A 22341-nucleotide genomic window follows, 5' to 3' on the forward strand; every position below is an offset into this window, starting at 1 on the left:
GCGTGCCAGTACGGGGCCGCCGCCGTCAGCGCAGTACGGTCATCGCCTGTTCCACCGCGTCGTTGATCCGCCGCTCGTCGCCCGTCTTGCCGATGACGCGCAGCCCCTGGACGAAGGTCACCAGGAAACGGGCCTGCGCCCGCACGTCCGCCCCTTCCGCCAGCTCGCCCTGCGCCTTGGCCCGGATCAGCGCCCCGGTGACGGCCGACTCCACCTCGTGCAACGCCGTCTCGACGCGCCGCTCCGCCTTCGCGTCCCGCGGCAGCAGCTCCACGGCGGTGTTCGTCACCAGGCAGCCCTTGCGGTCCTGGTCCGCCAGCGCCTCGTCGGCGAACGCCCGCAGGAACGCGCGGACGGCGGGCAGCGCCGGGCCCGGCTGGTTCAGCCGCTCCAGCGCCACCGACCCTTCGTTCTCGCAGTAACGGTCCAGCGCGCGCAGGTACAACTCGTGCTTGCTGCCGTACGTCGCGTAGATGCTCCCCCGGTTGATGCCTAGGTGCTCGACGAGGTCCTGCATCGAGGTGGCTTCGTACCCCTTGCGCCAGAACAGCTCCAGGGCGGCCTGAAGGGTGGCGCTCGGGTCGAACTCCTTGGTTCTGCCCATGTGAGCACCCTAGGGGATAGCTGACCGATCGTTCAAGAACGCGCGGGCCCCGTCGGCTCCGCCCAATGGAGGCCGTCCTCGGTGGCGACCAGTCCGCCCGGGAACTGCGGGGCCGTCTCCGCGAAGCCGCTGCCGGTGGCTCCCTGCTCGGCGAGCAGGTCGCTCTGCGCGAAGGTCTCGCCGAGCATCGGACTCTCGTCCCACGGGTCGCCGTCCGGGGACGCCTGGTAGTGGTGGGCGGACTCGTCCAGCACCCGAGCGGCGGTCCCGAGACGTGCGGTGACCTGCTCGGCGTCGGTGAGCGCCCGGTCGCCGGAGGCCAGCCCGCCCACCAGGTTGATGAAGGAGGCCACCGCGCCCGCCTGCCCGCCGGTCAGCTTGTGGGCCTGCCGGAAGTAGGCGTCACTCGGGGCCTGCATGGTGTAGAAGGCGGCGAGGAAGTCGTGGAAGACGGTGTACTCGCGGCGGTAGCGGGCTTCGAACTCGTCGAAGGCCCGGCGTTCGTCCATCGCGGTGCTCAGTACGGTGTTGATCGAGCGGGCGGTGAGCATGGCGGCGTACGTCGCCAGGTGCACACCGGAGGAGAAGACGGGGTCGATGAAGCACGCGGCGTCACCGACCAGCGCCACTCCCGGCGCCCAGAACCGCGTGTCGCAGTAGGAGTAGTCCTTGCGGACCCGCACGGCGCCGTACGTCCCTTCGGTGACGCGCCGGGCGCCGGAGAGGTAGTCCCGCACGAGAGCGCACTGGTCCACCAGCCCGGCAAGCGCCCGCTCGGGGTTTCCCTGCACCTGGTCGGCGTGTTCTCGGTGGACGACGGCGCCGACGCTGGTGAGGCGGTCGCTGAGCGGGATGTACCAGAACCAGCCGCTGTCGAAGGCGGCGCACAGGATGTTGCCCTGGTTCGGCGGCGGCAGGCGGCGTCCGTTCTCGAAGTAGCCGAAGACCGCGATGTTACGGAAGAACGGGGAGTACACCCGCTCGCCCCCGGCCGCGCGGTGCAGACGGCCGGTGTTGCCGGAGGCGTCCACGACATAGCGGGCGCGTACCTCGGCCTCCGAGCCGTCCGGTGTGCGATGGACCAGGCCGTGGACACGGCCGTCCGCGCGGAGGACGCGCCGCACGGTGCACCCTTCGCGTACGACGGCCCCGACCTGCCGGGCGTGATCCAGCAGCAGCGCGTCGAACCGCGTCCGTTCCACCTGGTAGGCGTAGCCCGCGGAGGCACCGAGGCCGGGCGAGTCGGCGAAGGAGAACGTCCACGGTTCGGGCGCCGAGCCCCATCGGAAGGTGCCGCCGCCCTTGCGCATGAAACCGGCGTCGCGCAGGGCGTCGCTCACGCCCAGGAGGCGTCCGATGCCGTGGACGGTCGAGGGCAGGAGGGACTCCCCGATCTGATACCGGGGGAAATGTTCTCGTTCCAGCAGCAGGACGCGGTGACCGGCCATGGCGACCAGGGCGGCGGTGGTGGAGCCGCCGGGCCCGCCGCCGACCACGACGACATCGAACTCTTCAGGGCTCGCGGTATCCGATGGCATGAGGCGTCTTCCCTTTCTGGTCTTGCGGTGGTGCGCGGGACCCGTCTTGCGGTGGTGGGCGGGGCCGTCCTGTGGTGGTGCGCGGGACCCGGCCCGCGGTGGTGCATGGGGGCTCGCGTGGGGCGTCACCAGGTCACGGGCAGGGTGAGCGGTGCCCGGACGGGGGAGTGGTCCTCCCATGCGGAGGGCTGCCCCGTGAGGCGGAGCCGGGGGAAGTGGTCGAGCAGGGCTTCCAGGCCGACGCTCAACTGGGCGCGAGCCAGGTGGGCGCCGATGCAGTTGTGCGGGCCCCGCCCGAAGGCCAGATGGGGGTTGGGCTGCCGGTCCAGCACCAGGCGATCCGCCTCCGGGAACGTCCGCTCGTCGCGGTTGGCGGCAGCCAGTACGGGGAGTACGGCCTCGCCGGCACGGATGGTGCGCCCGCCCACGGTGACGTCCTGCCGGGCCTGGAGGACGGTGACGCCGTTCTGCACAGGCAGGAAGCGCAGGAGCTCGTCGACCGCGGTGGGCAGTAACGCGCGGTCGCCCAGCAGCCTGTCGTACCGGTCCGGCTCGGTCAGCAGGGCCAGTACGGCGTTGGCCAGGAACATGGTGGTGGTGCGGTAACCGGCCACGAGCATCGACAGCCCGAACGCCAGCACGCTCTCCTCGTCCACCCCGCTCTCCTCGCCCGTCACGCCGCGGTCACTCGCCCTGACCAGCGAGCTGAGGATGTCCCCGCCCGGCGCGCGACGGCGACGTTCCAGCAGCGCGGTCATGTACGTACGCAGCTGGTGGGTGGCCTCCCGGCCCTCTTCCAAGGTGACCAGCGCGCCGAGCGCGGCGTCCGCCGCGGCGAGGAAGGACGCGCGTTCTTCGTAGGGAATGCCCACCAGTTCGCACATCACCAGCAGGGGAAGGGCTCGAAGAAGCCGGTCACGAGGTCGCCGGGCGGCCCGCCGGCGGTGATCGGCTCCAACAGGCGGTCGGCGGCGGCGCGGAGGGCCGGCCGCCGCTGCCTCGTCGCGCGGACACTGAACGGTTCCGCCAGCGCCTGGCGCAGGGCCGCATGCCGTGGCCCTTCGAGTTCCATCATGGTGACCAGGCCGGGACCACGGGCGGCGGCGTCCGCGTCGACCGGCCAGTCGTTGATGGTCGGCCGGACGAACCGGCCGTCGGCGAGCAGCTCGCGTACGTCGTCGTAGCGGGTGACGTACCACGCCGGAGCACCGAAAGGCGTGGTGACCTGGACGACCGGGCATCTGCGGCGCAGCGCCGCGTACTGCGGCGGCGGGCCCATGCTGCCCGGTGGGGGCATGGGGAACGGGTACGGGCACGGTTGGTGCGTGTCCCCGGGTTCAGCAGCGGCCATGTCCGGCACCATTCCCGGACACTGGCGACAGAAGCGGCAGCACGGGCGAAACCACCGGCGACGGTGAACGTGGCGTGCGCGGGCAGAAATCATCCACCGGTACCCGCCCCGGTACGTACGCCCCACGGCGATCTGCACGCTGCTACTGGATTTCATCCGCCGTCTCCCGGCGCGGTGAGCCGGGGCCGGGGCCGGGGCTGGGGTTGGGGCTGGGGTCGGGAGAGCTGATGCAGTGACTCAGCTCGAACCACACCACCTTCCCGATCCCATACGGGCGCGGGTACACCCCCACTCGTCCGCCAACGCCGCGACCAACGCCAGGCCGCGCCCGTCCTCGTCGTAGCAGCCCGCCACCCGGGGCTCGGGCATCGCGAAACCGGCGTCGGACACCTCGACACGCAGCCGTCCCGAGTGGAGCAGGCACCGCACCCGTACGTAGCGGCCGCGCGGAGAGCGTGAGTGGACACAGGCGTTGGCCGTCAGTTCGCTGAGCATGAGCACGGCGGTGTCGGTCGCCTCGGCCCGCAACTGCCACACCTCCGCGAGTTCACGCAGGTACTTACGCGCCCGCCGCGCGCTCCGGGGATGGCGCGGCAGCCACCATTCATTCTGAAGGGGGAATTTCCGTCGTTCACGATCCCGAGCCTGTCGGCGCGGGCGTACCGTCAGCAGCCGCGACAAGGGTACGCACCAGGCTGTACCGGTCGTGCCGAGGAAAGGGGCGCGGTGCCCGAGGAATCCGTACAGCCGCCGGCGACATGGCGCTACTGCGGTAACCAGCTGAAATTGTGGCGGACCCAAGCGGGCCTGTCCCGCGAGGAACTCGCCGACGAGGCGAATTACGACGCCGAGTACGTCAAGTCCATGGAACAGGGCCGCCGGAGGCCGACCCTGCGCATGCTCCAGGTCGCGGACCAGATGTGCGGTACGCACGGCTTCCTGGAGGCGGCGCACGAGTACTTGAAGCCGGAGAAGTGCACCAGGCGCCTCGCCGAGTACATGGACCTCGAAAAGACCGCCATCGGGCTGTACTGGTACGAACCGCTCTACATTCCGGGCTTGTTGCAGACCGAGGAGTATGTGTGCGACCTGATGAACCGTGGCCTCCCGCCGTTGAGCGACGAGACGGTGGAGGAACGCATCACCTTCCGGCTCCAGAGGCAGCAGTTGTTGGACGGTAAGCCTGATGCGCACTACGCCTTTGTCATCTATGAGGCAGCGTTACGCGCGAGGGTGGGTGATGCCGAAGTGATGAGGCGACAACTCGAACACCTGCTGGAGATCCAGCGGATTCGTAACGTGTGCGTGCAGATCCTGCCGGTCGACCGCGCTCCCTATTGCGCGCTCGCCGGTCCGGTGGTGCTGATCGAAACCGTCGAGCACGAGACGTATGCGTACATGACTGGGCAGGGGGTCAGCGTCTTGCAATCCGATCCGAGCGATGTGAGCCGCCATCGTCGCGCATTCGGCATGGTGCGCATGCAAGCGCTGAGTGTGGAGGACAGTGACGAGTTCATCCGGCAGGTGGCGAAGGAGTTGTGAGCGTCCCGGCAACGCGGAAGGCGCCGTTGGTCGCCTCCGGCGCTTGATACCCGAGCTTCGGGGGGCGGGCGTCGAGCTCCTTCTGTAAGGAACGGGTGGGTTGGGACAACCCACCCGCCCTCCCAACCCCCGCGCATACCAGCGCGGATGACTTCACGTGACCGGCTTGCCACCGAGCGTCGCGAGGCTCTACCGTCGCGACAGCGAGCAGCGGTTGCGCGTTGCGAGCAATAAGCAACCCCGGCAGGTGCGCCAACACCGAACCGGGGTCTGACCTCCAAGATCGAAACGAGCGATCTCGTGGCTGACGCCAAACTTACTACGGCACCCTGCGCGCCCGTACCCGCACACCCCGAAGCCGCCACCGGCTACGGCAAGCGAAGCGCCCCTGACCAGGCACGTTCCCGTCCGGACGACTTCGCCCACCTCCCCGAACGCGAGGCGTACCTCGGCGCCTTCATCGACCGGCTCCCGGACGGCGCCGCGATGGACGTCAAAACGCTCGCCGCCGCGCAACCCCGCTACGGCCAGCAAGCCGTCCGCTCCGCCCTCACCCGCCTCTCCACGGCAGGCCACCTGCGCCGCGTCCAGGAGACCGTCGGCAACGGCCGCTCCCAGTGGGTCTACCGCACGTACTTCACCCGCACCGCCCGCGACGACACCTGGTGGTGCGACTTCCTGGCCGTCGACACACCCGCACAATCCCCCGCACCGTCACCCCCGCCCGCCTCGTCACCCCCGCCCACACCGTCACCCCCGCCTCCACCTGCGACCCCGCCCTCAGAACTGCCCCCGCCCCCGCCGCCGCCCGCGACCCCGCCCTCAGAACTGCCGCCGCCCCCGCCCCTCCCGCAGGTTCAACCGGACGAGCGACCGCAGCCCTCCCGTCGCGTGGTACCCGCCAACCCCCGCCCGGCCCCACCGGCCCCCTCCCCGGCGTACGCGGCCCTCGCCACCCTCGGCAGCGCCGACCCCCGCATGATGCTCTCCGCCGCCGAATGCGCCGCACTCGAAGGGCAGGCCACCGAGTGGCTGGCCCGGGGCGTGTCCAGCGCCCACCTCGTCACCGCCCTCACCGCCGGCCTGCCGCCCGAGGTGCACTCCGCAGGCGCCATCGCCCGTAGGCGCCTCACCGACAAACTCCCCCCGCCGCAGGGCGGAACCGCCCCCGCCTCAGGCTGCGCCCCGGCCCGCACCCGCTTCCTGGAATGCACCGAGTGTGGCGTCCCAGGCCGTCCGGAAGCCCTTCCCGGCGGCCTCTGCCGCCCCTGCCGAGGCGACTCACCGCCCCCGACCCGGCCGCCGAACACCTCCGCGCCGAACGCACCCGTCACTTCGCCCACCTCGCCCGCTCCTTCTCCCGTCCGGGCTCGACCCACGACACGATGCAGCGCGTCGGCAGCGGCAAGAACGCGAAGGCGAAGACCACCTGAGCGGCGGGGAGGAAGAACCACGCGTATCCCCAGCGGAGGGTGAACAGCAGGGGAGCCATCGGAATCATGAACAACACGCTGGTCAGCACCCGGAATTCGTCCTGCTCCCGCAGCGTCCTGCGAGCCGACAGGCCCACAAGGATGAGCAGCGACAGCAGCGCGAAGAAGAGGAACGCCCAGACGCCGCCGATCGACATCCGCTCCAGCTGAACCCGCACCTCGGTCGCCTCCCCGATATGCCTCGGAGACGTCACCCACGTGGCCGCCCACCCGGCGCAGAAGATCACCACGTACCGCAGCGCGCAGTCCAGCAGCCACCATTCCGCAAGCTCCCGCCGAGCCCCCGGCCGGATCGTCCTGACAGTCACCCGGCCACCCCCAATTTGAACACGTTCACATCGTGATCATCGCAGACCCTCCCCAGCCCTCACCTCACGAGATGTGAAACCAGCTCGTCCGGCACCAGTCCGGCAGGCGCCGACCAGACTCATCTCCCTGTCCGAGCCGGCCCCCGCGCCCGTCCTCATACGGGCCCCCGCGCCGTCCCCGACCGGGGTGCTGGCCACACCCCGGTCGGGGTGTTGGCCCCCTCGTCGGCGCCGTCTGCGTCCGGAAGAGTCGAAGCCGTACCGCCTCACCGTCACCCTCATCGCCACGGAGGAACCCCATGAAGGCCCTGCTCTGGCTTCTGCTCGCCGTCTGTCTGCTGGCCAACGTGTTCGTCAACATGATGGTCGAGGACGGTGTGAAACAGATCCTGCTGAGCGTGGCGTGCGGCGTCGGCGCGCTCAGTGCGGGCACCGGCCTGTGGCTGAGCCGCGAGCGCCGCGCCTGACCCGGCGTCCCGGCCCGGCGCGCCTTGCCCAGACCGGACCCGTTGACGGTGACGACCGGTATGACGTCACCCGGCTCCTGCCGCCGCAAACCCACGAGCGCCCGACGCGGCGTCAGCCGTCACACCAGTACAGCCCATGGGGTCCGTCGGCGGCGGGGGCGAACCGGATCAGTTCAGCGTCGGAGGGGTCCAGGCGTGATGACGCAAGATCATGCGGGTGGTGACCCGGGACGGTGTCAGTCGCATCGCCGTGTTCCGCAGGGTGACGGCCAGCGGCCGGGAAAGCTGTTGGCCCATTCTCCCGGCCTGCCGGGCAGCCCGTGCGACGGCCTGGCTGCGCGGCCGGCGCTCGGCGTCGTAGCGGGCGAGCGCGGCCCCGACGGTGGACTCGGTGGCGAGGGCGGCGGCCAGGGTGACCGCGTCCTCCAAAGCCTGGCAGGCGCCCTGACCGAGGTTGGGGGTCATCGCATGAGCCGCGTCGCCGAGAAGCGCGATCCGACCGACCGCGTATGAGGGGAGCGGCGTGCGGAGTTCGTTCACATCGTGATGCAACACGGCCTCGGGCCGGGTCGCGTCGAGCAGGGCGGGGATCGGGTCGTGCCAGGCACGGAACCGTCGGCGCAGCTCGGCCAGCGGGTCGACGAATCGTGTTCCGGCGGGGTGGCTGAGGACGGCGTGCCACTCGGCCCGCCCGTCCAGGAAGGCGATGTGCCCGAATTCCGCGCCTCGGCCCCAGGTCAGCTCGAAGTCGGCGCGCAGGTCGACCGCGCCCTCGGTGATGGCGCGCAGCACCGTCGAGCCGCTGTAGACCGGGCCAGGATGGTCTGGGAACAGACGGCTGCGGACTCTGCTGCCGATGCCGTCGGCCGCCACCACCAGATCGGCGTTCAGGACCGTGGTGCCGCTGTGGACGTGAACTTTCTCAGGGCCGGCCTGTTCGACCCCGGTTGCCTCCGAGCCGATGAGCAGCGATCCGGCGGGCAGGGAGTCGCGGAGCAGCCGGTGCAAGACGGAGCGGGGGATGCCCATGATCGGCGTGCCCACCCTCTTCTCCAGCACCGAGCCGTCCAGCCGGGTCAGCCAGGTGCCCCGGGGCGTCCGGGTGCCGCCGCTGTACTGGCCTTGTGACGCATTCCGGACCGCCCCGCCGACACCGAGTTCGTCCAGTGCCCGCAGGCCGTTGGCGGCCAATGAGATGCCTGCCCCCGCGTCCTCGACCATGGACGCACGCTCAAGGACCGTCACGTCCCATCCGATGCGGTGCAGACCGATCGCGGCGGCCAGCCCGGCGATGCCCCCTCCGACCACCACTGCCGTGTTCACCATGCCAGAGCCCCCTTTTTCTACACCTGTAGAAGCCACCTTAAGCCGAGTCTCTACGGGTGTAGAAAGGGGGTATGGCTTCGAACCGGCGCACCCTTCTGGCAGATGCGGCTCTCGACGTGCTCGTCGACGAAGGGATACGCGGCCTGACCCACCGCGCGGTCGACCGGAAAGCCGCCATGCCGCCCGGCACCACCTCGGCTTACTTCCGCACCCGTGCCGCACTGCTGACCGGGCTCGTGACCCGGCTGGTCCACCTCGACCAGGCGGAACTTCAGACGATGGCCGAAGAGCTTTCCCCCTGCGTACCGTCGAGGAGCTGGTGAACGGCATGGTGTTGCTCACCCGGCAGCGACTCACCGGCGAGGGCCGCCGCCGCTCGCTCGCCCGCCATGCCTGCGCCATCGAGAGCGTGCGCAACCCGGAGCTACGGGAGATCCTGGTGCCCCGCGAGAACGCCGGCCGTGAGGCCGTCCGGCTGTTCCTCGCCACGCACGGCGTCACGGACGTCGAGAACCGCACTCACACGCTGTTGACCTGCATAGACGGACTGGTCTTCGATCGACTGGTGAGCGGCGGCGAAGTGCAGCGCACGGCCCTGGACGGCCTGGTCGCCGCCGCGCTGCGTTAGAACCCAGGCGTCCACGGCCCTGCTCGAACCGCCGCCTGCGGACCTCACTCCGGAACGCTCCTTCAGCCCTCCGTCCCCTTGGGGGAGTGCCGCACAGGGCCTGGCCTATGTGCATGGCCTTGGCGTCGTCTATCGGGCCCAGTATCTCGGTGCCGTCCGCCTTCAGGCCGTAGTAGCGCACCAGGTTCGTGCCGAGGGACACCTGCCGCCGGCCGTCCGGGCTGGAGAAGGAGTCGGTCGCTGCGCCCGAGACAATGCCGTTGTGGCCCCAGAACCGGCCGCAGGCCGAATCCAGCGAGAACATGCCGAGCCCGTACCGGAGCAGGGGATTCTCCGTCGGCACCGTGGTCTGCATCTCGCGCAGCTCCGCCGGGCCCAGCAGCTTGCCGGTCAGCAGGGCCCGGAAGAACTGGTTGAGGTCGTCCATCGTCGAGACCAGCGAACCGGCCGTACCGGCCCAGGACATGTCGTGGACGCTGAAGTCACGCGGCGGGTCGAACTCCCCGTTCAGGCCCTCGTACATCTTGGAGTGCGGTCCGGCGATCCAGGGGGAGGCCGGGAAGTAGGTGTTCTGGAGCCCGGCCCTGCGGATGACGTGGTCGGTGATGTACCTCTCCTGCGTCTGCCCGGTGACCTTGTGGAGCAGCAACCCGGCTATCACGTAGTTGGTGTTGGCGTAGTGATGGGTTTCGCCGGGCTTGCCGGTCGGTGTCGCTGCCAGGCCCAGCCTGGCCAGCTCGCGCGGGTCCCACCGGTGGAAGCGCTGCTTTTCCAGGTCCTCCGGCTTCTGCCAGATGGCGTAGCCGTAATCGGCGATGCCGCTGGTGTGGTTGAGCAGCATCCGTACCGTGATCGCCCGGCCGCGCTCGCCGGGGACGAGGTCGGGCAGGTAGCGGCCGATCGGCGCGTCCAGGTCTATGCGGCCCTTGCCGGCCAGCTGGAGAACGGCGGTGGCGGTGAACGTCTTGGTGATGCTGCCTATGCGGTGCTGGAGCTGCGGCGTCGTGGGGCGGCCGGTCCGTACGTCGGCGACGCCGGAGGCGCCCTGCCAGGACGCGTCACCGTCCCGGACGGCGGAGTAGGCGCCGTACATGCCTACGTCGTGCAGATTCTGCAAGGTGCGGTCCAGAGCCTTGCGGTCCAAAGCCGTGCGGTCCAGAGCCTTGCGGTCCGGTGTCGTGCGGTCGTCCGAGCCGGTGTGGTGCGGCGGGGCCGGCACCGCGGGGGGAGTGGGCGCGGTGACCAGGGTGGGTAAGGCGGTCGCGGCGGGCGTGGGGCGTGGTGGGGTGGCCGTCCCGGCGGCCGAGGCGGGGAGGGCCGGTGCGAGCAGAGCCAGTGTGGCGGCCGTGGTGGTGGCCGCCAGTCTCAACCGGCGGCGACTCGGGCGGGTCGGAGGGTGCAGGGGCATGGTGATCTCCGTCAGGTCGTGACCGGGGGCTCCGGCGAGCCCTTGCCGGTCTTCGCATGGCCGGGTTTCCGGCTTGCCTGCGATCTTCTCGGCTGCGACGCCCCCGCACATCTGTCTTTAGTACTGCATCGCCCACACGTTCGTATGACGATTGTCAGGTTTATCCCGCGCGGACACCCGTGGGCCGATGTGTGCAAAGAAGGTCCCAAGGGGGCAACCGAGCGCTGTCGGATGACCATCTAATCTTGCGGAGAGGCTCGCTGCCGACGGCAGGGCCAGAACCATGCCCACGCCGCACCGTCCCCTGGAAGCGAGATCCCCGATGAGTCTGACGGGTACGCCCTTCTTCCTCACTGCGATCGCGCTGCTGGTCGTCGCCGTCGTGCTGCCGTTCGCGCTGTGGAGCCGCGTCCGCGGTCCCCAGTTCGTACGGGGCCTGGCGCGCCTGGGCATGCTGCTGTTCGCCCAGGCCACCGCGATCACGCTGGTGTTCGTCGCCGTCAACAACGCCAACAGCCTCTACGACAACTGGGACGACCTGCTCGGCACGTCCGACCACGTCGAAGCCGCCAAGGACCTCGGGCCGGACGGCCTGGGCGGGCTGAAGCTGAAGGACGAGCCCAAGCAGCGGGTGGCGTTCGGGCCGCCGAAGGACTCGGTGGTCGGCCCGGGCGTCCAGGAGGGCGAGTTCAAGGGGCGGATCTCGGGTGTGAGCGGCGAGGTGTACGTGTGGCTGCCGCCGCAGTACGACGACCCGGCGTACCGGGACAAGAAGTTCCCCGTCGTGCAGATGCTGCCCGGCTTCCCCGGCTCCGCCAAGTCCTGGATGGGCACGCTCAAGGCGCCCGAGCAGCTGAAGTCGCTGATGGAACGGGGCAAGATCAAGCCCTTCATCCTCGTCTCGCCGCGCACCACCCTCCTGGGCAGCGTGGACACCGGCTGCGTGAACATACCGGGCAAGGCGAACGCCGACAGCTGGCTCAGCGTCGACGTGCGCCAGATGGTGATCGACAACTTCCGGGCCGAGGACAAGGCCGAATCCTGGGCGCTGGCGGGCTACTCGGCGGGCGCGCACTGCGCCACCAAGCTCGCGCTGGCCCACCCCGACCGCTACCGCGCCGCCGTCAGCCTCTCCGGCTTCAACGACCCGAAGCTGGAGCCCGCCTCCCTGGCCGGCAAGGACCCCAAGCTCCGTGTCGAGAGCAACCCGGTCACCATCCTCAAGTCCGCCAACAAGGCGGGCAAGCCGCCGCGTACCGCGCTCTACGTCTCCGGCGCGTCCGGGGACGGCTACGAGGCCGGGCTCGCTCTCAAGCAGCTCGCCCAGAACCCGACCACGGTCAAGGTGAAGCTGATCCCGCCGGGCGCGGGCGGCCACGGCACGGCCGTGTGGAAGAACCAGATACCGGAGGTCTTCCGGTGGCTCAGCGGTGTGGTCACGTCCTGACGGGGGACGTGATCACGTCCCGGCGGGCGGCGGGGTGGCAGCGGGCCCGCCGCCAGGCGGCGGGATACGGGCGGCCGTGACCGGGGCGTGCAGCCGCCAGCCCAGCGAACGGTAGAGGGCCTGGCCTTCCGGGCTGGCCACCAGAAGGCCGTGGGCCGCGCCCAGTTCGGCGGCGTGCGCGGAGAGCGCGTTCATGACGAGGCCGCCCAGACCGCGGCGGCGGTGCCCCGCACTGGTGTTGATCATGTCGAATATCACGGCCGGAGGCGTCCCGGCGTCGGTGACCGCGGCCCGGCCCCGGGCTGCCAGGTCACCGGTCGCGGTGTGCAGGACCCGGCAGTCGAGGATGCCGTTGCCGTCCTTGTCGACCGTTTCGACCGTGTAGCGGGCCGGGGCGTGGGGGCGGCGGGCCGAGGGCTCGCCGGGGGCGGCCGGCGTGACGGACATCAGGAACTGCGGCTCGTCGAACTCCCAGCCCGACGGCAGTAAGGGGGCGACCACCGCACGCGGGGCGCAGACCTTGACCCACAGGTTGGGGGCGGTGATCGAGGCGGTGAGGCTCCGCAGGACGTCCGGGTCGGCGGTGGGGAAGACGTAACGGCCCGGCTGGCCCGGACGGCCGATCTCGACGTGGAAGCCGCCTCGCGTGGCGACGGGGGCGGCGGTGCCGCGGCAGCGCGTCCAGCCGTGCACCCAGATCCGGACGAGATCCGGAAGGTGGGGCGGGAGAGGCGCGGGGGAGATGAGGGAGGAGAGGGGTGAACCGGTCGTATCTATAGGGGGGTTGTCTATAGGGAGGTTCATGCGGCCGATCTTAAGACGGGACGCTGCGCGGCGCCCGTGCATATCCGTCCCGGCCGATCGGGCGTCGTACGCACCCGGTGCACCGGCTGGGTCAGGCGGCGGCCCGTAACAGGGGGAGCGGGCCGCCGCCCTTCCTCTCGGCGGGGACGGCCGACGACCGCCGGGGCGGAATCCGGCGGCGGTGGGGAGTCGGCCGCCTGATGAAGGACGCTAAACCTCGGGACCCCGGAAAAGCGGCCGGTTGCCGGGTATTGCTCGTTTTCGGTCCGGCGATGGGCGCCGGTGTCCGGGTTCGTACGCCTCGGAGGCGGGCTGAGTACGGGCTGTGACCGGAACGCCAGGCCGGAATGCCAGACCGGAACGCCGCACCGGAACGCCAGGAGAGGCAGACCTGAGTGAGAAGTGGCGCGAGGCCAGGGCTACGATCCACCACTATGGACGTAGTAACCAAGGTCTTCGTGGGTCTGCACATCATCGGCATCGCCTCGCTGCTCGGTGGCTTCCTGACCCAGATGAAGCCGATGAGCGCGGGCACCGCCCGCTTCACGCCTGCCATGCTGCACGGCGCGCTGACGATGCTGGTGACCGGCATCGCCCTGGTCGGCCTCAACCAGGCCCAGGACCACTCGCTCGACAACGTCAAGCTCGGCGTCAAACTCGGTGTACTGATCGTGATCCTGGGCCTGGTCTACGTGAAGCGCGACGAGGAGAAGGTGGACAAGCCCCTCTTCCTGGCCGTCGGGCTGCTGACGGTGGTCAACATCTTCATCGCCCTGCTGTGGACGTGAGCGACGGCTGACGAGGGCCTGCCGGGGGCCGTGGGGCGGGTGCCCCACGGCCCTCTTCTCATGCCGGCCGGACGCTTCCGTAGATCGGCATGTAGTAGATCGACTCGACCCGTACGCTCGCGCCGGGCTTCGGCGCGTGGATCATCTTGCCGTCGCCGATGTACATCCCGACATGGCTGATGTCGTCGTAGAAGAACACCAGGTCACCCGGCTTCAGGTCCTTGGTCGCCACCCGGTCGCCGGCCTTCACCTGGTCCCAGGTGGTACGCGGCAGGGACACCCCCGCCGCCTTCCAGGCCGCCTGCGTCAGACCGGAGCAGTCGTAGGAGTTCGGGCCGATCGCGCCCCAGACGTACGGCTTGCCGGTCTGCGCGCGGGCGAACGCGAGCGCCTTGGCGGCCTTGGTCGCGTACGAACCGTCGTCCACCGAGCCACCCCCGGTCCCGCCGCCGGAGCCCTCGCCGGTACCGCTGCCCGGCGACCCGGAACCGGTGCCCTGACCAGGACCGTCGTGCCGCTCGCGGTCCTCCCGCTCCCTGCGCTCCTTCTCGGCCTGCTTGCGCGCCAGCTCCTCGGCCTTGCGCTTGGCCTCGGCCTCCTTCTTGCGCTCCAGCTCCGCCAGCCGCGCCTTCTCCTGGGCGGTCAGCCGCGACAGCAGCTGCCGGGCCTCGGCCAGCTTGTCCTGGACGTCCTTCTTGGACTCCTTCAGGGACGCCTGGGTCTCGGTCAGCCGCTCCAGGCTCCGCGTCGCCTCGGCACGCTGCCGTACGGCGGCGGCCTGCTGCTCCTGGTAGTCGGTGACGGCCTGCTGCTGCCGGCCGGTCAGCCGGTCCATCAGGTGGCTGCGGTCGGCGAACTGCTGCGGGTTCTGCGCGAGGATCAGCTGGGCGGTGGGGCCCAGGCCGCCGGTGCGGTACTGGGCCGAGGCGTAGACGCCCAGCTCACGCCGCGCGTCGTTCATCTTCTGGGTGCGCCGGGCGGACTCGTCCAGCAACCGGTCGACGGTGCCGCGCTGCTGGTCGGCCTGCTCCTTGGCGCCGTTGTACTTCTGGGTCGCCACCTCGGCCTGGCGGTAGAGGTCGTCGACCTTCTGCCTGACCTCTTCGACGGACTGCCGGGGCTGACGCGGCGCGGCCTCGGCGGTCTGCGAGAGCAGGGTGACGGAGGCGAGGGCGGCGGTGGTGAGCCCGGCGGCCGTACGGCGGCTGCCGGGGGAGGTGAGTATGCGGGTGCGCGGCTTGCGGTGCGACGCCAAGGCCGGCGACTCCTTCCGTGGACCGCCTACCGGGTTAGCTGTCAGGTTCGGGCGTACGGAAGGGTGCCCTACGGTCCGTACGGCTGCGGGAGAGGGGCGGGGGCGGTGCCCCGAGCGGGTGCTCCGGGCGGTGCCCCGAGTGGTGCTCCGGGCGGTGCGCCGAGGCGCCTCTCGTCGTGTGCCGTACCGGCCGATTCACCTCGGTGGTACGTGTGGGTCCCCGGCTCCGGGTGCCTGGCGGCAGGGCCGGACTCGGCGGGGGCGGCCCGTGCGGACGCTGTCGGCCGCGGGGACGCGGGCTGCCCGAGCGAGCACGGTAGCCAACCCGTGTGGCTCCTGTGAAGGCTGATGTTCGATATGCCCGAAACCTTTTCGTTATCTTGCCGAGTCCGGGGCGTGTTCCGAGTCACTTGTGACCGTACGGGGACGGTGGCTGTCGTACCCGGCCGGTACGGGGGCGGTGGCCGACCGTGACCGTCCGCTACGGGACGGGGCGGGGCGGGCCACCTCACACGGCCGGTTCTGCCGGTACGGGCCGGGCTGTCAGTGCGGCGGCCTAGACTCGGTGGGCGATGAGCAGCCTCTTTGACGACAGCTTCCTGGCGGACCTCGAACCCACGGGTGAAGGGCCCCCGCCGCCTCCCGAGGACGAGGACGGTCCGGCACCGGAGGAGATCCCGGCCGACCTGTTCGGCGGGCGCTTCGACGTGCCCGGCGGCATCCCGCACGCCGTCGGGCCGGGCCGCGACCCGTACTACCGCGACGGCGCCCCCGCCCCGCGGTGGATCCGGCCGCCCTCCTGGAGGGGCTCAACGATCAGCAGAAGGCCGCCGTGGCCCACACCGGCGGCCCGCTGCTCATCGTCGCCGGCGCCGGTTCCGGCAAGACCCGCGTCCTGACGCACCGCATCGCGCATCTGCTCGGCGCGCGCGGTGTGCACCCGGGCGAGATCCTCGCGATCACCTTCACCAACAAGGCCGCGGGCGAGATGAAGGAGCGCGTCGAGGAGCTGGTCGGCCCGCGGGCGAACGCCATGTGGGTCTCCACCTTCCACAGCGCGTGCGTGCGCATCCTGCGCCGCGAGTCCAAGAAGCTGGGCTTCACGTCGTCCTTCTCGATCTACGACGCGGCCGACTCCAAGCGCCTGATGGCCCTGGTCTGCCGGGACCTCGATCTCGACCCCAAGCGGTTCCCGCCGAAGTCCTTCAGCGCCAAGGTCTCCAACCTCAAGAACGAGCTCATCGACGAGGAGACCTTCGCGGACCAGGCCGCCGACGGTTTCGAGAAGTCGGTCGCCGAGGCGTACCGGATGTACCAGGCGCGGCTGCGCGAGGCCAACGCCCTGGACTTCGACGACATCATCATGACCACGGTCAACCTCCTCCAGGCGTTCCCGGATGTCGCCGACCACTACCGCCGCCGCTTCCGGCACGTCCTCGTGGACGAGTACCAGGACACCAACCACGCCCAGTACACCCTGGTCCGGGAGCTGGTGGGACCGGCCGAGACCGCCGGTGAGCTGTGCGTGGTCGGTGACGCCGACCAGTCGATCTACGCCTTCCGCGGCGCCACGATCCGTAACATCCTCCAGTTCGAGGAGGACTATCCGGACGCCACGACGATCATGCTGGAGCAGAACTACCGCTCCACGCAGACGATCCTCAGCGCCGCCAACGCCGTCATCGAGCGCAACGAGAACCGCCGCCCCAAGAACCTGTGGACGGACGCCGGCGAAGGCCCCCGCATCACCGGCTACGTCGCCGACACCGAGCACGACGAGGCCCAGTTCGTCGCCGACGAGATCGACCGGCTGACGGACGCGGGCGACGCCAAGGCGGGCGACGTCGCGGTCTTCTACCGCACCAACGCCCAGTCCCGCGTCTTCGAAGAGATCTTCATCCGGGTCGGCCTGCCCTACAAGGTCGTCGGCGGCGTGCGCTTCTACGAGCGCAAGGAGGTCCGCGACGTCCTCGCGTACCTGCGCGTCCTCGCCAACCCCGAGGACACCGTCCCGCTGCGCCGCATCCTGAACGTGCCCAAGCGCGGCATCGGCGACCGCGCCGAAGCCATGATCGACGCGCTCTCCGCCCGCGAGAAGATCACCTTCCCGCAGGCGCTGCGCCGGGTCGACGAGGCGTACGGCATGGCCGCGCGCTCCGCCAACGCCGTCAAGCGCTTCAACACGCTCATGGAAGAGCTGCGCACCATCGTCGAGTCCGGCGCGGGCCCCGCCACGGTCCTGGAAGCGGTGCTGGAGCGTACGGGCTACCTCGCCGAGCTACAGGCCTCCACCGATCCGCAGGACGAGACCCGCATCGAGAACCTCCAGGAACTGGCCGCCGTCGCCCTGGAATTCGAGCAGGACCGCGGCGAGGAGAACCCGGGCACCCTCTCCGACTTCCTGGAGCAGGTCGCGCTGGTCGCCGACTCCGACCAGATCCCCGACGAGGACGAGGAAGGCTCCGGCGTCATCACCCTGATGACGCTGCACACCGCCAAGGGCCTGGAGTTCCCCACCGTCTTCCTGACCGGCATGGAGGACGGCGTCTTCCCGCACATGCGCGCCCTCGGCCAGACCAAGGAGCTGGAGGAGGAGCGGCGCCTGGCGTACGTGGGCATCACCCGCGCCCGCGAGCGGCTCTACGTGACCCGCGCGACGATGCGCAGCGCCTGGGGCCAGCCGTCGTACAACCCGCAGTCCCGCTTCCTGGAGGAGGTCCCGGAGCAGTACCTCGACTGGCGGCGCACCGGCCCCGCGACGCCCTCCGCCTCGATGGGCGCGCTCTCGGGCACGGGCGGCGGGGGCTTCGGCTCCGGGCTGTCCTCCTCGCGTACGAAGGCCGGGCCGAGCGGCTTCGCGACCCGGCGCGCCAAGGACCGCGAGGTGGTCTCGCTGGCGGTCGGCGACCGCGTCACGCACGACAGCTTCGGGCTGGGCTCGGTCGTCGCGGTCAAGGGCAGCGGCGACAACGCGGAGGCGACGATCGACTTCGGCGGCGAGAAGCCGAAGCGGCTGCTGCTGCGGTACGCGCCGGTGGAGAAGCTCTGAGGCCCTGACGGGGCCGTCCGGCGTCCCGGGGCCGTCCGGCGTCCCGGGGCCGTCCGGCGTCCCGGAGCGGGACGCCGGACGGTCAGCCGGTCAGTTCGGGTTGAGGCCGTGGCTGCGCAGCCATGGCAGCGGGTCGACGGCCGAGCCGCCGCCGGGGCGCACCTCGAAGTGCAGATGCGGTCCCGTGGAGTTGCCGGAGTCGCCCGAGTAGGCGATCTGGTCCCCGGCCTTGACCTTGCCCGCCCGGATCTTCGTGGTGCTCAGGTGGCAGTACCAGGTCTCGGTGCCGTCCGGGGCGGTCACGATCGCCATGTTGCCGTAAGCGACGTTGAACTGGGTGCGTACGGTGCCGTCCGTGGCGGCCATGACAGGCGTGCCGTAGTCGACCGGGAAGTCGATACCGGTGTGTACGGACATCCAGTTCAGGCCCGCCTGCCCGTACAGCGCGCTCAGCCCGTGCTGCGCGACCGGCAGCGCGAACTTGGGGCGCAGGGCCTCCTTGCGCGCCGCCTCCTGGATCTTGCGCCGCTTCTCGGCGGCCTGCCGGGCCTTGAGGTCGATGCGCTCCTGCGTACGGCTGGCGCGGTCGGCGAAATCGTCGGCGCCCGCGCTCAGGCTGGCGAGCTGGGTGTCGAGCTTGTTGTTGGCCACGGCCGGCTGTACGGCCGCGGGGTCCCCGGCTGCCCGGGTCGTCGTGTTGTCCTTGGCGCCGTTCTCCGCACCGCTGGTGACGGAGGCGGCGGCCACGGCGCACACGCCCATCGCGGCGACCGAGGGCACCGCGACGGTGAGCAGCGCGGAACGCTTCGCGGTACGGCGGCGGCCGCGGCCGGACGTACCGCCGCCCGGTGCGGCCCGGCGTGAGCGGGAGGCGCGTGCGCCGGGGACGGAAGCGGGGGCGGAGGCGGCGGGGTTGCCGTCGGGCGTGATGTCGGCGGCGTCCGCGTACACGCCGTCGGCGCCGTGGATGTCGTCCGGGCCGTGCATGTCGTCCAGGCCGTCGACGGGCTCGCCGTCGTCGACAGGCTTGACGCCGTCGAAGTCCGGGCCGATGGCCGGGGTGGTCTGGGTCAGGGCCTCGGCGAATCGGTTGTCCGCGGGGTCGGCGGCGGAAAACGCCTCGTACCCGCCGTAAGCGGACGGGTACTGATCGTTTGTGTTCGCGTAAGGCTCGGAACCGTAAGGCTCGGAACCGTAAGGCTGCCCGGGCTCGTACGGGTCGTTCCCGTGGCGGCCCAGGCCCGGAATGCCCGGTCCGGCCCAAGTCATGGTCTCCCACTGGGAGCTGGCGTCGGCGCCGTACGGAACGCCCGGCTCCGGCGGGCCCGCCTGCGCGGGGATGCCGGGAATCAGGCCTTCGCCGACGACGCCCCAGACCGCGGTGGCCTCGTAGCCGTCGGGCCCGGCCGGGGCCTCGGCTCGGTAGCCACCGGTGTTGTACGCGGCGTCGTAGGAGGCGTCGTGGGTGGCGCCGTACGCGCTGTCGTACGCGGTGTGGGAGTACGGGTCGTAGGCCGCGTCCGGGTGGGTGCCGGTGGCCTGGACGCCGGAGTTGAACGTTCCGGTGTCATGGGCGCCCGCGGAGTGGGTACCCGGGTCGTAGCCGCCGTTCCGGGCATCGGCGGGGTACGCGGCGTACGCGTCGGTCCCGTACGGGGCGGTGCCGTACGCGTCGGTGCGGTACGCGTCGGTGCCGTACGGCGCGGTGTCGTGCGCACCGGGGGCTTGGTGGCCGGGGAGCGCGCCGAAGTACGGGTCGCCGCCGCCGTATGCGGCATGGCCGGTCTGGGGGTCCTGATGTCCGTAGGACCCGTAGGCCGGGTAGTGCGCATACGAGGCGTCGGGAGAGGGGACAGCCGGAGCAGGGGACTCCGGCGAGTGACGGTCGTTCACCACCACTTCTCTTTCGCCTCGGCAGCAGGAGAATTAGCGGCGACTGTACCCGGCAGTACGTGACGGCGACAATCTTCGGCAGGTTTCGGGCTTCTCGGCAACGGGCATTTGGCCGCCTTTCGGCGGACACTATGCGCGTTCTTGGCGCCGCGTTCGAAGCGCGTTCGAAGCGCCGTGGGGCTGCGGGAGTGCGCGCCAGAAGATCGAATGGGCGGGCGCGACCTTGGAAAGTGCCCACGGCGAAGATCCGCCGAGGCGTCGGCGGGCGGCGACCGGGCTCCGTGGAGGTCAGGCCACCGACGTGGCGCTCGCGCTCTCCTCCGCGGCCTCCTCGGCACCGAGCGCCTCCCGTATTCCGGCCGCCACCGCGCCGTTGACCGGGAGGGCGAGATGCCCGACACCGGATACCCGCACGCTGCGGGTGATCAAATCCCGGTGATCGATACGCGCGGTCTCGATCGGGACCATCAGCTGGTCCAAGTCACTCCAGAAGCAGACGAAATGCGTACGGCAATTCGGGGCGGGCCGCGCCAACTCCTCGATCACGTCGGAATGCGGGCGCATCTGCCGTATGAGGGGGTGGGCGGACATCAGCGGCGCGACGCGGGTGCCGGCGTGCGGCGTACCGAGAGTGACCAGGGTGCGCACACGGAGGTCGCCGCCGAGCCGTTGGGCGTAGTAGCGCGCTATCAGGCCGCCGAGGCTGTGACCTACCAGATCGACCCTGCTGTGGCCGGTGCGCTCGCAGATCTGCTCGATGTGACGGCCCAACAGCTCGGCCGCTTTGCGCAGGTCGCAGGTGAGGGGGAGTAGTTGAGCGCTTCCACGTGACGCCAGCCGTGCCGCAGCAGTGAGCGGCGGAGCAGCACGAAGACGGAACGGTTGTCGATGAAGCCGTGCAGCAGGAGCACCGGTGGGTGGGCGCGGCCCTCTGTGGGGAGCAGGGGGGCTCGGGGAGGAGAGGAGGGGGAAGGGACGGGGGAAAGGGGCGAGGCGGGGGTGGGGGCAGGGGCGATCTCTGGGCCGGAGGTGGGGCCGGTGTCGGGGCCGGGGTCCGGGGGCGTGCCGGGGAGGGCGCTGTGCTGTTCCTGCTGGATGCCGGTCGGGTACAGCAGAAGATGCCCGACGAGGATCGCCAGCTCCATCACCGTCGCGCGCAGCAGCGCGGTGGGGCGGGCCAGACAGCAGAGAAAGGGCAAGGCCATCATGGCCGACCTCCCGAATGGCACGCGGGAGACGACTCTGTCCCCCGTAGCCCGTCGTGGGCAGCCGCTTCCGGCAACGTACAAGTACGTGAACGAGCTGCTGCCCGGACGTACGGATACGAAGACGGATGCGTTCAACGGCCGGGCCTCCGTGCCGTGCGGCTGACGGCGCGGAGGCGCGGCGACCTCACTGCGGCTCCCCGGGCGTCCGCCCCGCCGGTGAACCACCGCGGAACGCAACGCGTAGCGAACGTGTCCCAACGTGTGATTTCCCCCTCCCTCCGTGTCACGAAACGGCCGGGTACGGGATGCTGGCGATAACGTTCGTTCACGCTTGGGGCGGCCGGCGCGGCCGCCATTCGGATGTCGGTCCGGCGGCCCTGCCCCGTGCAGGAGCCGTGTCGTGCCGTGCAGGGCTGGGAGGCAGTGATGGGTGTGCAGGGTCCGATCCGCGTGGTGGTGGCCAAGCCGGGACTCGACGGTCATGACCGGGGAGCCAAGGTCATCGCGCGGGCGCTGCGCGACGCCGGCATGGAGGTCATCTACACGGGGCTGCACCAGACCCCGGAGCAGGTCGTGGACACCGCGATCCAGGAGGACGCCGACGCGATCGGCCTGTCCATCCTGTCCGGTGCGCACAACACCTTGTTCGCCAAGGTCATAGAGCTGCTCAAGGAGCGGGACGCGGCGGACATCAAGGTGTTCGGCGGCGGGATCATCCCGGAGGCGGACATCGCGCCCCTCAAGGAACTGGGCGTCGCGGAGATCTTCACGCCCGGAGCGACGACCACGTCGATCGTGGAGTGGGTCCGCGCCAACGTCCGCCAGCTGGCAGCCTGACGCGACACCGACCGGGCGGGGCGGCGTCACGGGGCCAGCTCCGCCCGCATCGTGGCGCGCAGCCGTAGCGTGCCCACCAGGCGCAGGAACGCCTCGGACCAGTAGCCGACCGCACCGGGGGAGCCGTCCGCCGGCTCGTCCGTCAGCGTCGTGAGCATGGCGAGCCGGTCCGCGGCGTCCGGGTCCAGACAGCGCTCGGCCAGGCCCATCACGCCGCTGAAACTCCACGGATAACTGCCCGCGTCCCGGGCGATGTCCAGCGCGTCCACCACCGCCCGCCCCAGCGGCTCGGTCCACGGCACCGCGCACACCCCGAGCATCCGGAACGCGTCGGACAAGCCGTGGGCCGCTATGTACTCCGCGACCCATTGGGCCCGTTCGTCCTCGGGCAGCAC

General features: G+C 70.7%; 16 protein-coding genes and 4 pseudogenes. 7 read left to right on the forward strand and 13 right to left on the reverse strand.

Going from position 1 to position 22341, the window contains the following annotated elements; genetic code table 11:
- Positions 1-25 precede the first annotated feature (25 nt).
- The 5 genes from ACEXOX_RS29295 to ACEXOX_RS29315 all read right to left on the reverse strand — a co-directional run bounded on the left by ACEXOX_RS29295 (position 26) and on the right by ACEXOX_RS29315 (position 4030).
- Positions 26-604, reverse strand: coding sequence for a TetR/AcrR family transcriptional regulator (locus tag ACEXOX_RS29295; RefSeq protein WP_406524119.1), 579 nt, complete (start codon positions 602-604; stop codon positions 26-28).
- A 32-nt stretch (positions 605-636) separates the two neighbouring features.
- Entirely contained in the window at positions 637-2142 is a 1506-nt protein-coding gene (locus ACEXOX_RS29300; RefSeq protein ID WP_406524120.1) for a tryptophan 7-halogenase, read from the reverse strand.
- A gap of 125 nt (positions 2143-2267) precedes the next feature.
- A complete protein-coding gene (locus tag ACEXOX_RS29305) occupies positions 2268-3026 on the reverse strand; it encodes a cytochrome P450 (RefSeq protein ID WP_406524121.1) in 759 nt (252 codons plus the stop codon).
- A complete protein-coding gene (locus ACEXOX_RS29310; RefSeq protein WP_406524122.1) occupies positions 3026-3439 on the reverse strand; it encodes a hypothetical protein in 414 nt (137 codons plus the stop codon). The genes ACEXOX_RS29305 and ACEXOX_RS29310 overlap by 1 nt, the downstream gene beginning before the upstream one ends.
- Before the next feature lie 291 nt (positions 3440-3730).
- Complete coding sequence (locus ACEXOX_RS29315) at positions 3731-4030, reverse strand: ATP-binding protein (protein WP_406524123.1); 300 nt, start codon at positions 4028-4030, stop codon at positions 3731-3733.
- Between the two features lie 189 nt (positions 4031-4219).
- Here ACEXOX_RS29315 and ACEXOX_RS29320 point away from each other — a divergent pair, with 189 nt between their 5' ends.
- Positions 4220-5035 (forward strand): helix-turn-helix domain-containing protein, encoded by an 816-nt coding sequence (locus tag ACEXOX_RS29320; protein ID WP_406524124.1) that lies wholly within the window; start codon positions 4220-4222, stop codon positions 5033-5035.
- A gap of 1330 nt (positions 5036-6365) precedes the next feature.
- Here the strand turns inward: ACEXOX_RS29320 and ACEXOX_RS29325 are convergent.
- Positions 6366-6836, reverse strand: a complete 471-nt coding sequence (locus ACEXOX_RS29325) for a hypothetical protein (RefSeq protein WP_406524125.1) — start codon at positions 6834-6836, stop codon at positions 6366-6368.
- 299 nt (positions 6837-7135) lie between these two features.
- On the opposite strand from ACEXOX_RS29325, the gene ACEXOX_RS29330 reads away from it, so the two are divergent.
- Positions 7136-7303 (forward strand): hypothetical protein, encoded by a 168-nt coding sequence (locus tag ACEXOX_RS29330; RefSeq protein WP_167745497.1) that lies wholly within the window; start codon positions 7136-7138, stop codon positions 7301-7303.
- Between the two features lie 168 nt (positions 7304-7471).
- Here ACEXOX_RS29330 and ACEXOX_RS29335 read toward each other — a convergent pair whose 3' ends face one another.
- Positions 7472-8629 carry an FAD-dependent monooxygenase gene (locus ACEXOX_RS29335; protein WP_406524126.1) on the reverse strand — a complete coding sequence of 386 codons (1158 nt, stop codon included), beginning with the start codon at positions 8627-8629 and terminating at the stop codon, positions 7472-7474.
- A 71-nt stretch (positions 8630-8700) separates the two neighbouring features.
- On the opposite strand from ACEXOX_RS29335, the pseudogene ACEXOX_RS29340 reads away from it, so the two are divergent.
- Positions 8701-9257 (forward strand): annotated as a pseudogene (locus ACEXOX_RS29340) (TetR/AcrR family transcriptional regulator).
- 247 nt (positions 9258-9504) lie between these two features.
- On the opposite strand, the pseudogene ACEXOX_RS29345 reads toward ACEXOX_RS29340, so the two are convergent.
- Positions 9505-10776: pseudogene (locus ACEXOX_RS29345) on the reverse strand (serine hydrolase domain-containing protein); the annotation flags it as partial.
- 211 nt (positions 10777-10987) lie between these two features.
- Here ACEXOX_RS29345 and ACEXOX_RS29350 point away from each other — a divergent pair.
- The gene (locus ACEXOX_RS29350) at positions 10988-12112 is read left to right on the forward strand and encodes an esterase family protein (protein WP_030025108.1); all 1125 of its coding nucleotides are present in this window, start codon (positions 10988-10990) and stop codon (positions 12110-12112) included.
- A gap of 12 nt (positions 12113-12124) precedes the next feature.
- Here the strand turns inward: ACEXOX_RS29350 and ACEXOX_RS29355 are convergent, their stop codons facing one another.
- Complete coding sequence (locus ACEXOX_RS29355; protein ID WP_406524127.1) at positions 12125-12916, reverse strand: GNAT family N-acetyltransferase; 792 nt, start codon at positions 12914-12916, stop codon at positions 12125-12127.
- Between the two features lie 434 nt (positions 12917-13350).
- On the opposite strand from ACEXOX_RS29355, the gene ACEXOX_RS29360 reads away from it, so the two are divergent.
- On the forward strand, positions 13351-13704 hold the full coding sequence (locus ACEXOX_RS29360) for a hypothetical protein (RefSeq protein ID WP_406524128.1): 354 nt from the start codon (positions 13351-13353) through the stop codon (positions 13702-13704).
- Positions 13705-13762: 58 nt separating this feature from the next.
- Here the strand turns inward: ACEXOX_RS29360 and ACEXOX_RS29365 are convergent, their stop codons facing one another.
- Complete coding sequence (locus tag ACEXOX_RS29365) at positions 13763-14959, reverse strand: NlpC/P60 family protein (protein ID WP_406524129.1); 1197 nt, start codon at positions 14957-14959, stop codon at positions 13763-13765.
- A 572-nt stretch (positions 14960-15531) separates the two neighbouring features.
- On the opposite strand from ACEXOX_RS29365, the pseudogene pcrA reads away from it, so the two are divergent.
- Positions 15532-18008 (forward strand): annotated as a pseudogene (gene pcrA, locus ACEXOX_RS29370) (DNA helicase PcrA).
- Between the two features lie 90 nt (positions 18009-18098).
- Here the strand turns inward: pcrA and ACEXOX_RS29375 are convergent.
- The gene (locus ACEXOX_RS29375; protein ID WP_406524130.1) at positions 18099-19901 is read right to left on the reverse strand and encodes a M23 family metallopeptidase; all 1803 of its coding nucleotides are present in this window, start codon (positions 19899-19901) and stop codon (positions 18099-18101) included.
- A gap of 288 nt (positions 19902-20189) precedes the next feature.
- A pseudogene (locus ACEXOX_RS29380) lies at positions 20190-21109 on the reverse strand (esterase/lipase family protein).
- Between the two features lie 426 nt (positions 21110-21535).
- Here ACEXOX_RS29380 and ACEXOX_RS29385 point away from each other — a divergent pair.
- On the forward strand, positions 21536-21946 hold the full coding sequence (locus ACEXOX_RS29385; RefSeq protein WP_030024580.1) for a cobalamin B12-binding domain-containing protein: 411 nt from the start codon (positions 21536-21538) through the stop codon (positions 21944-21946).
- 26 nt (positions 21947-21972) lie between these two features.
- On the opposite strand, the gene ACEXOX_RS29390 is transcribed toward ACEXOX_RS29385, so the two are convergent.
- Positions 21973-22341: a hypothetical protein gene (locus ACEXOX_RS29390; protein ID WP_406524131.1), complete on the reverse strand. Its 369-nt coding sequence runs from the start codon at positions 22339-22341 to the stop codon at positions 21973-21975.

This window comes from Streptomyces sp. Ac-502 (assembly GCF_045222935.1).
Classification (GTDB): Bacteria; Actinomycetota; Actinomycetes; order Streptomycetales; family Streptomycetaceae; genus Streptomyces; species Streptomyces monomycini.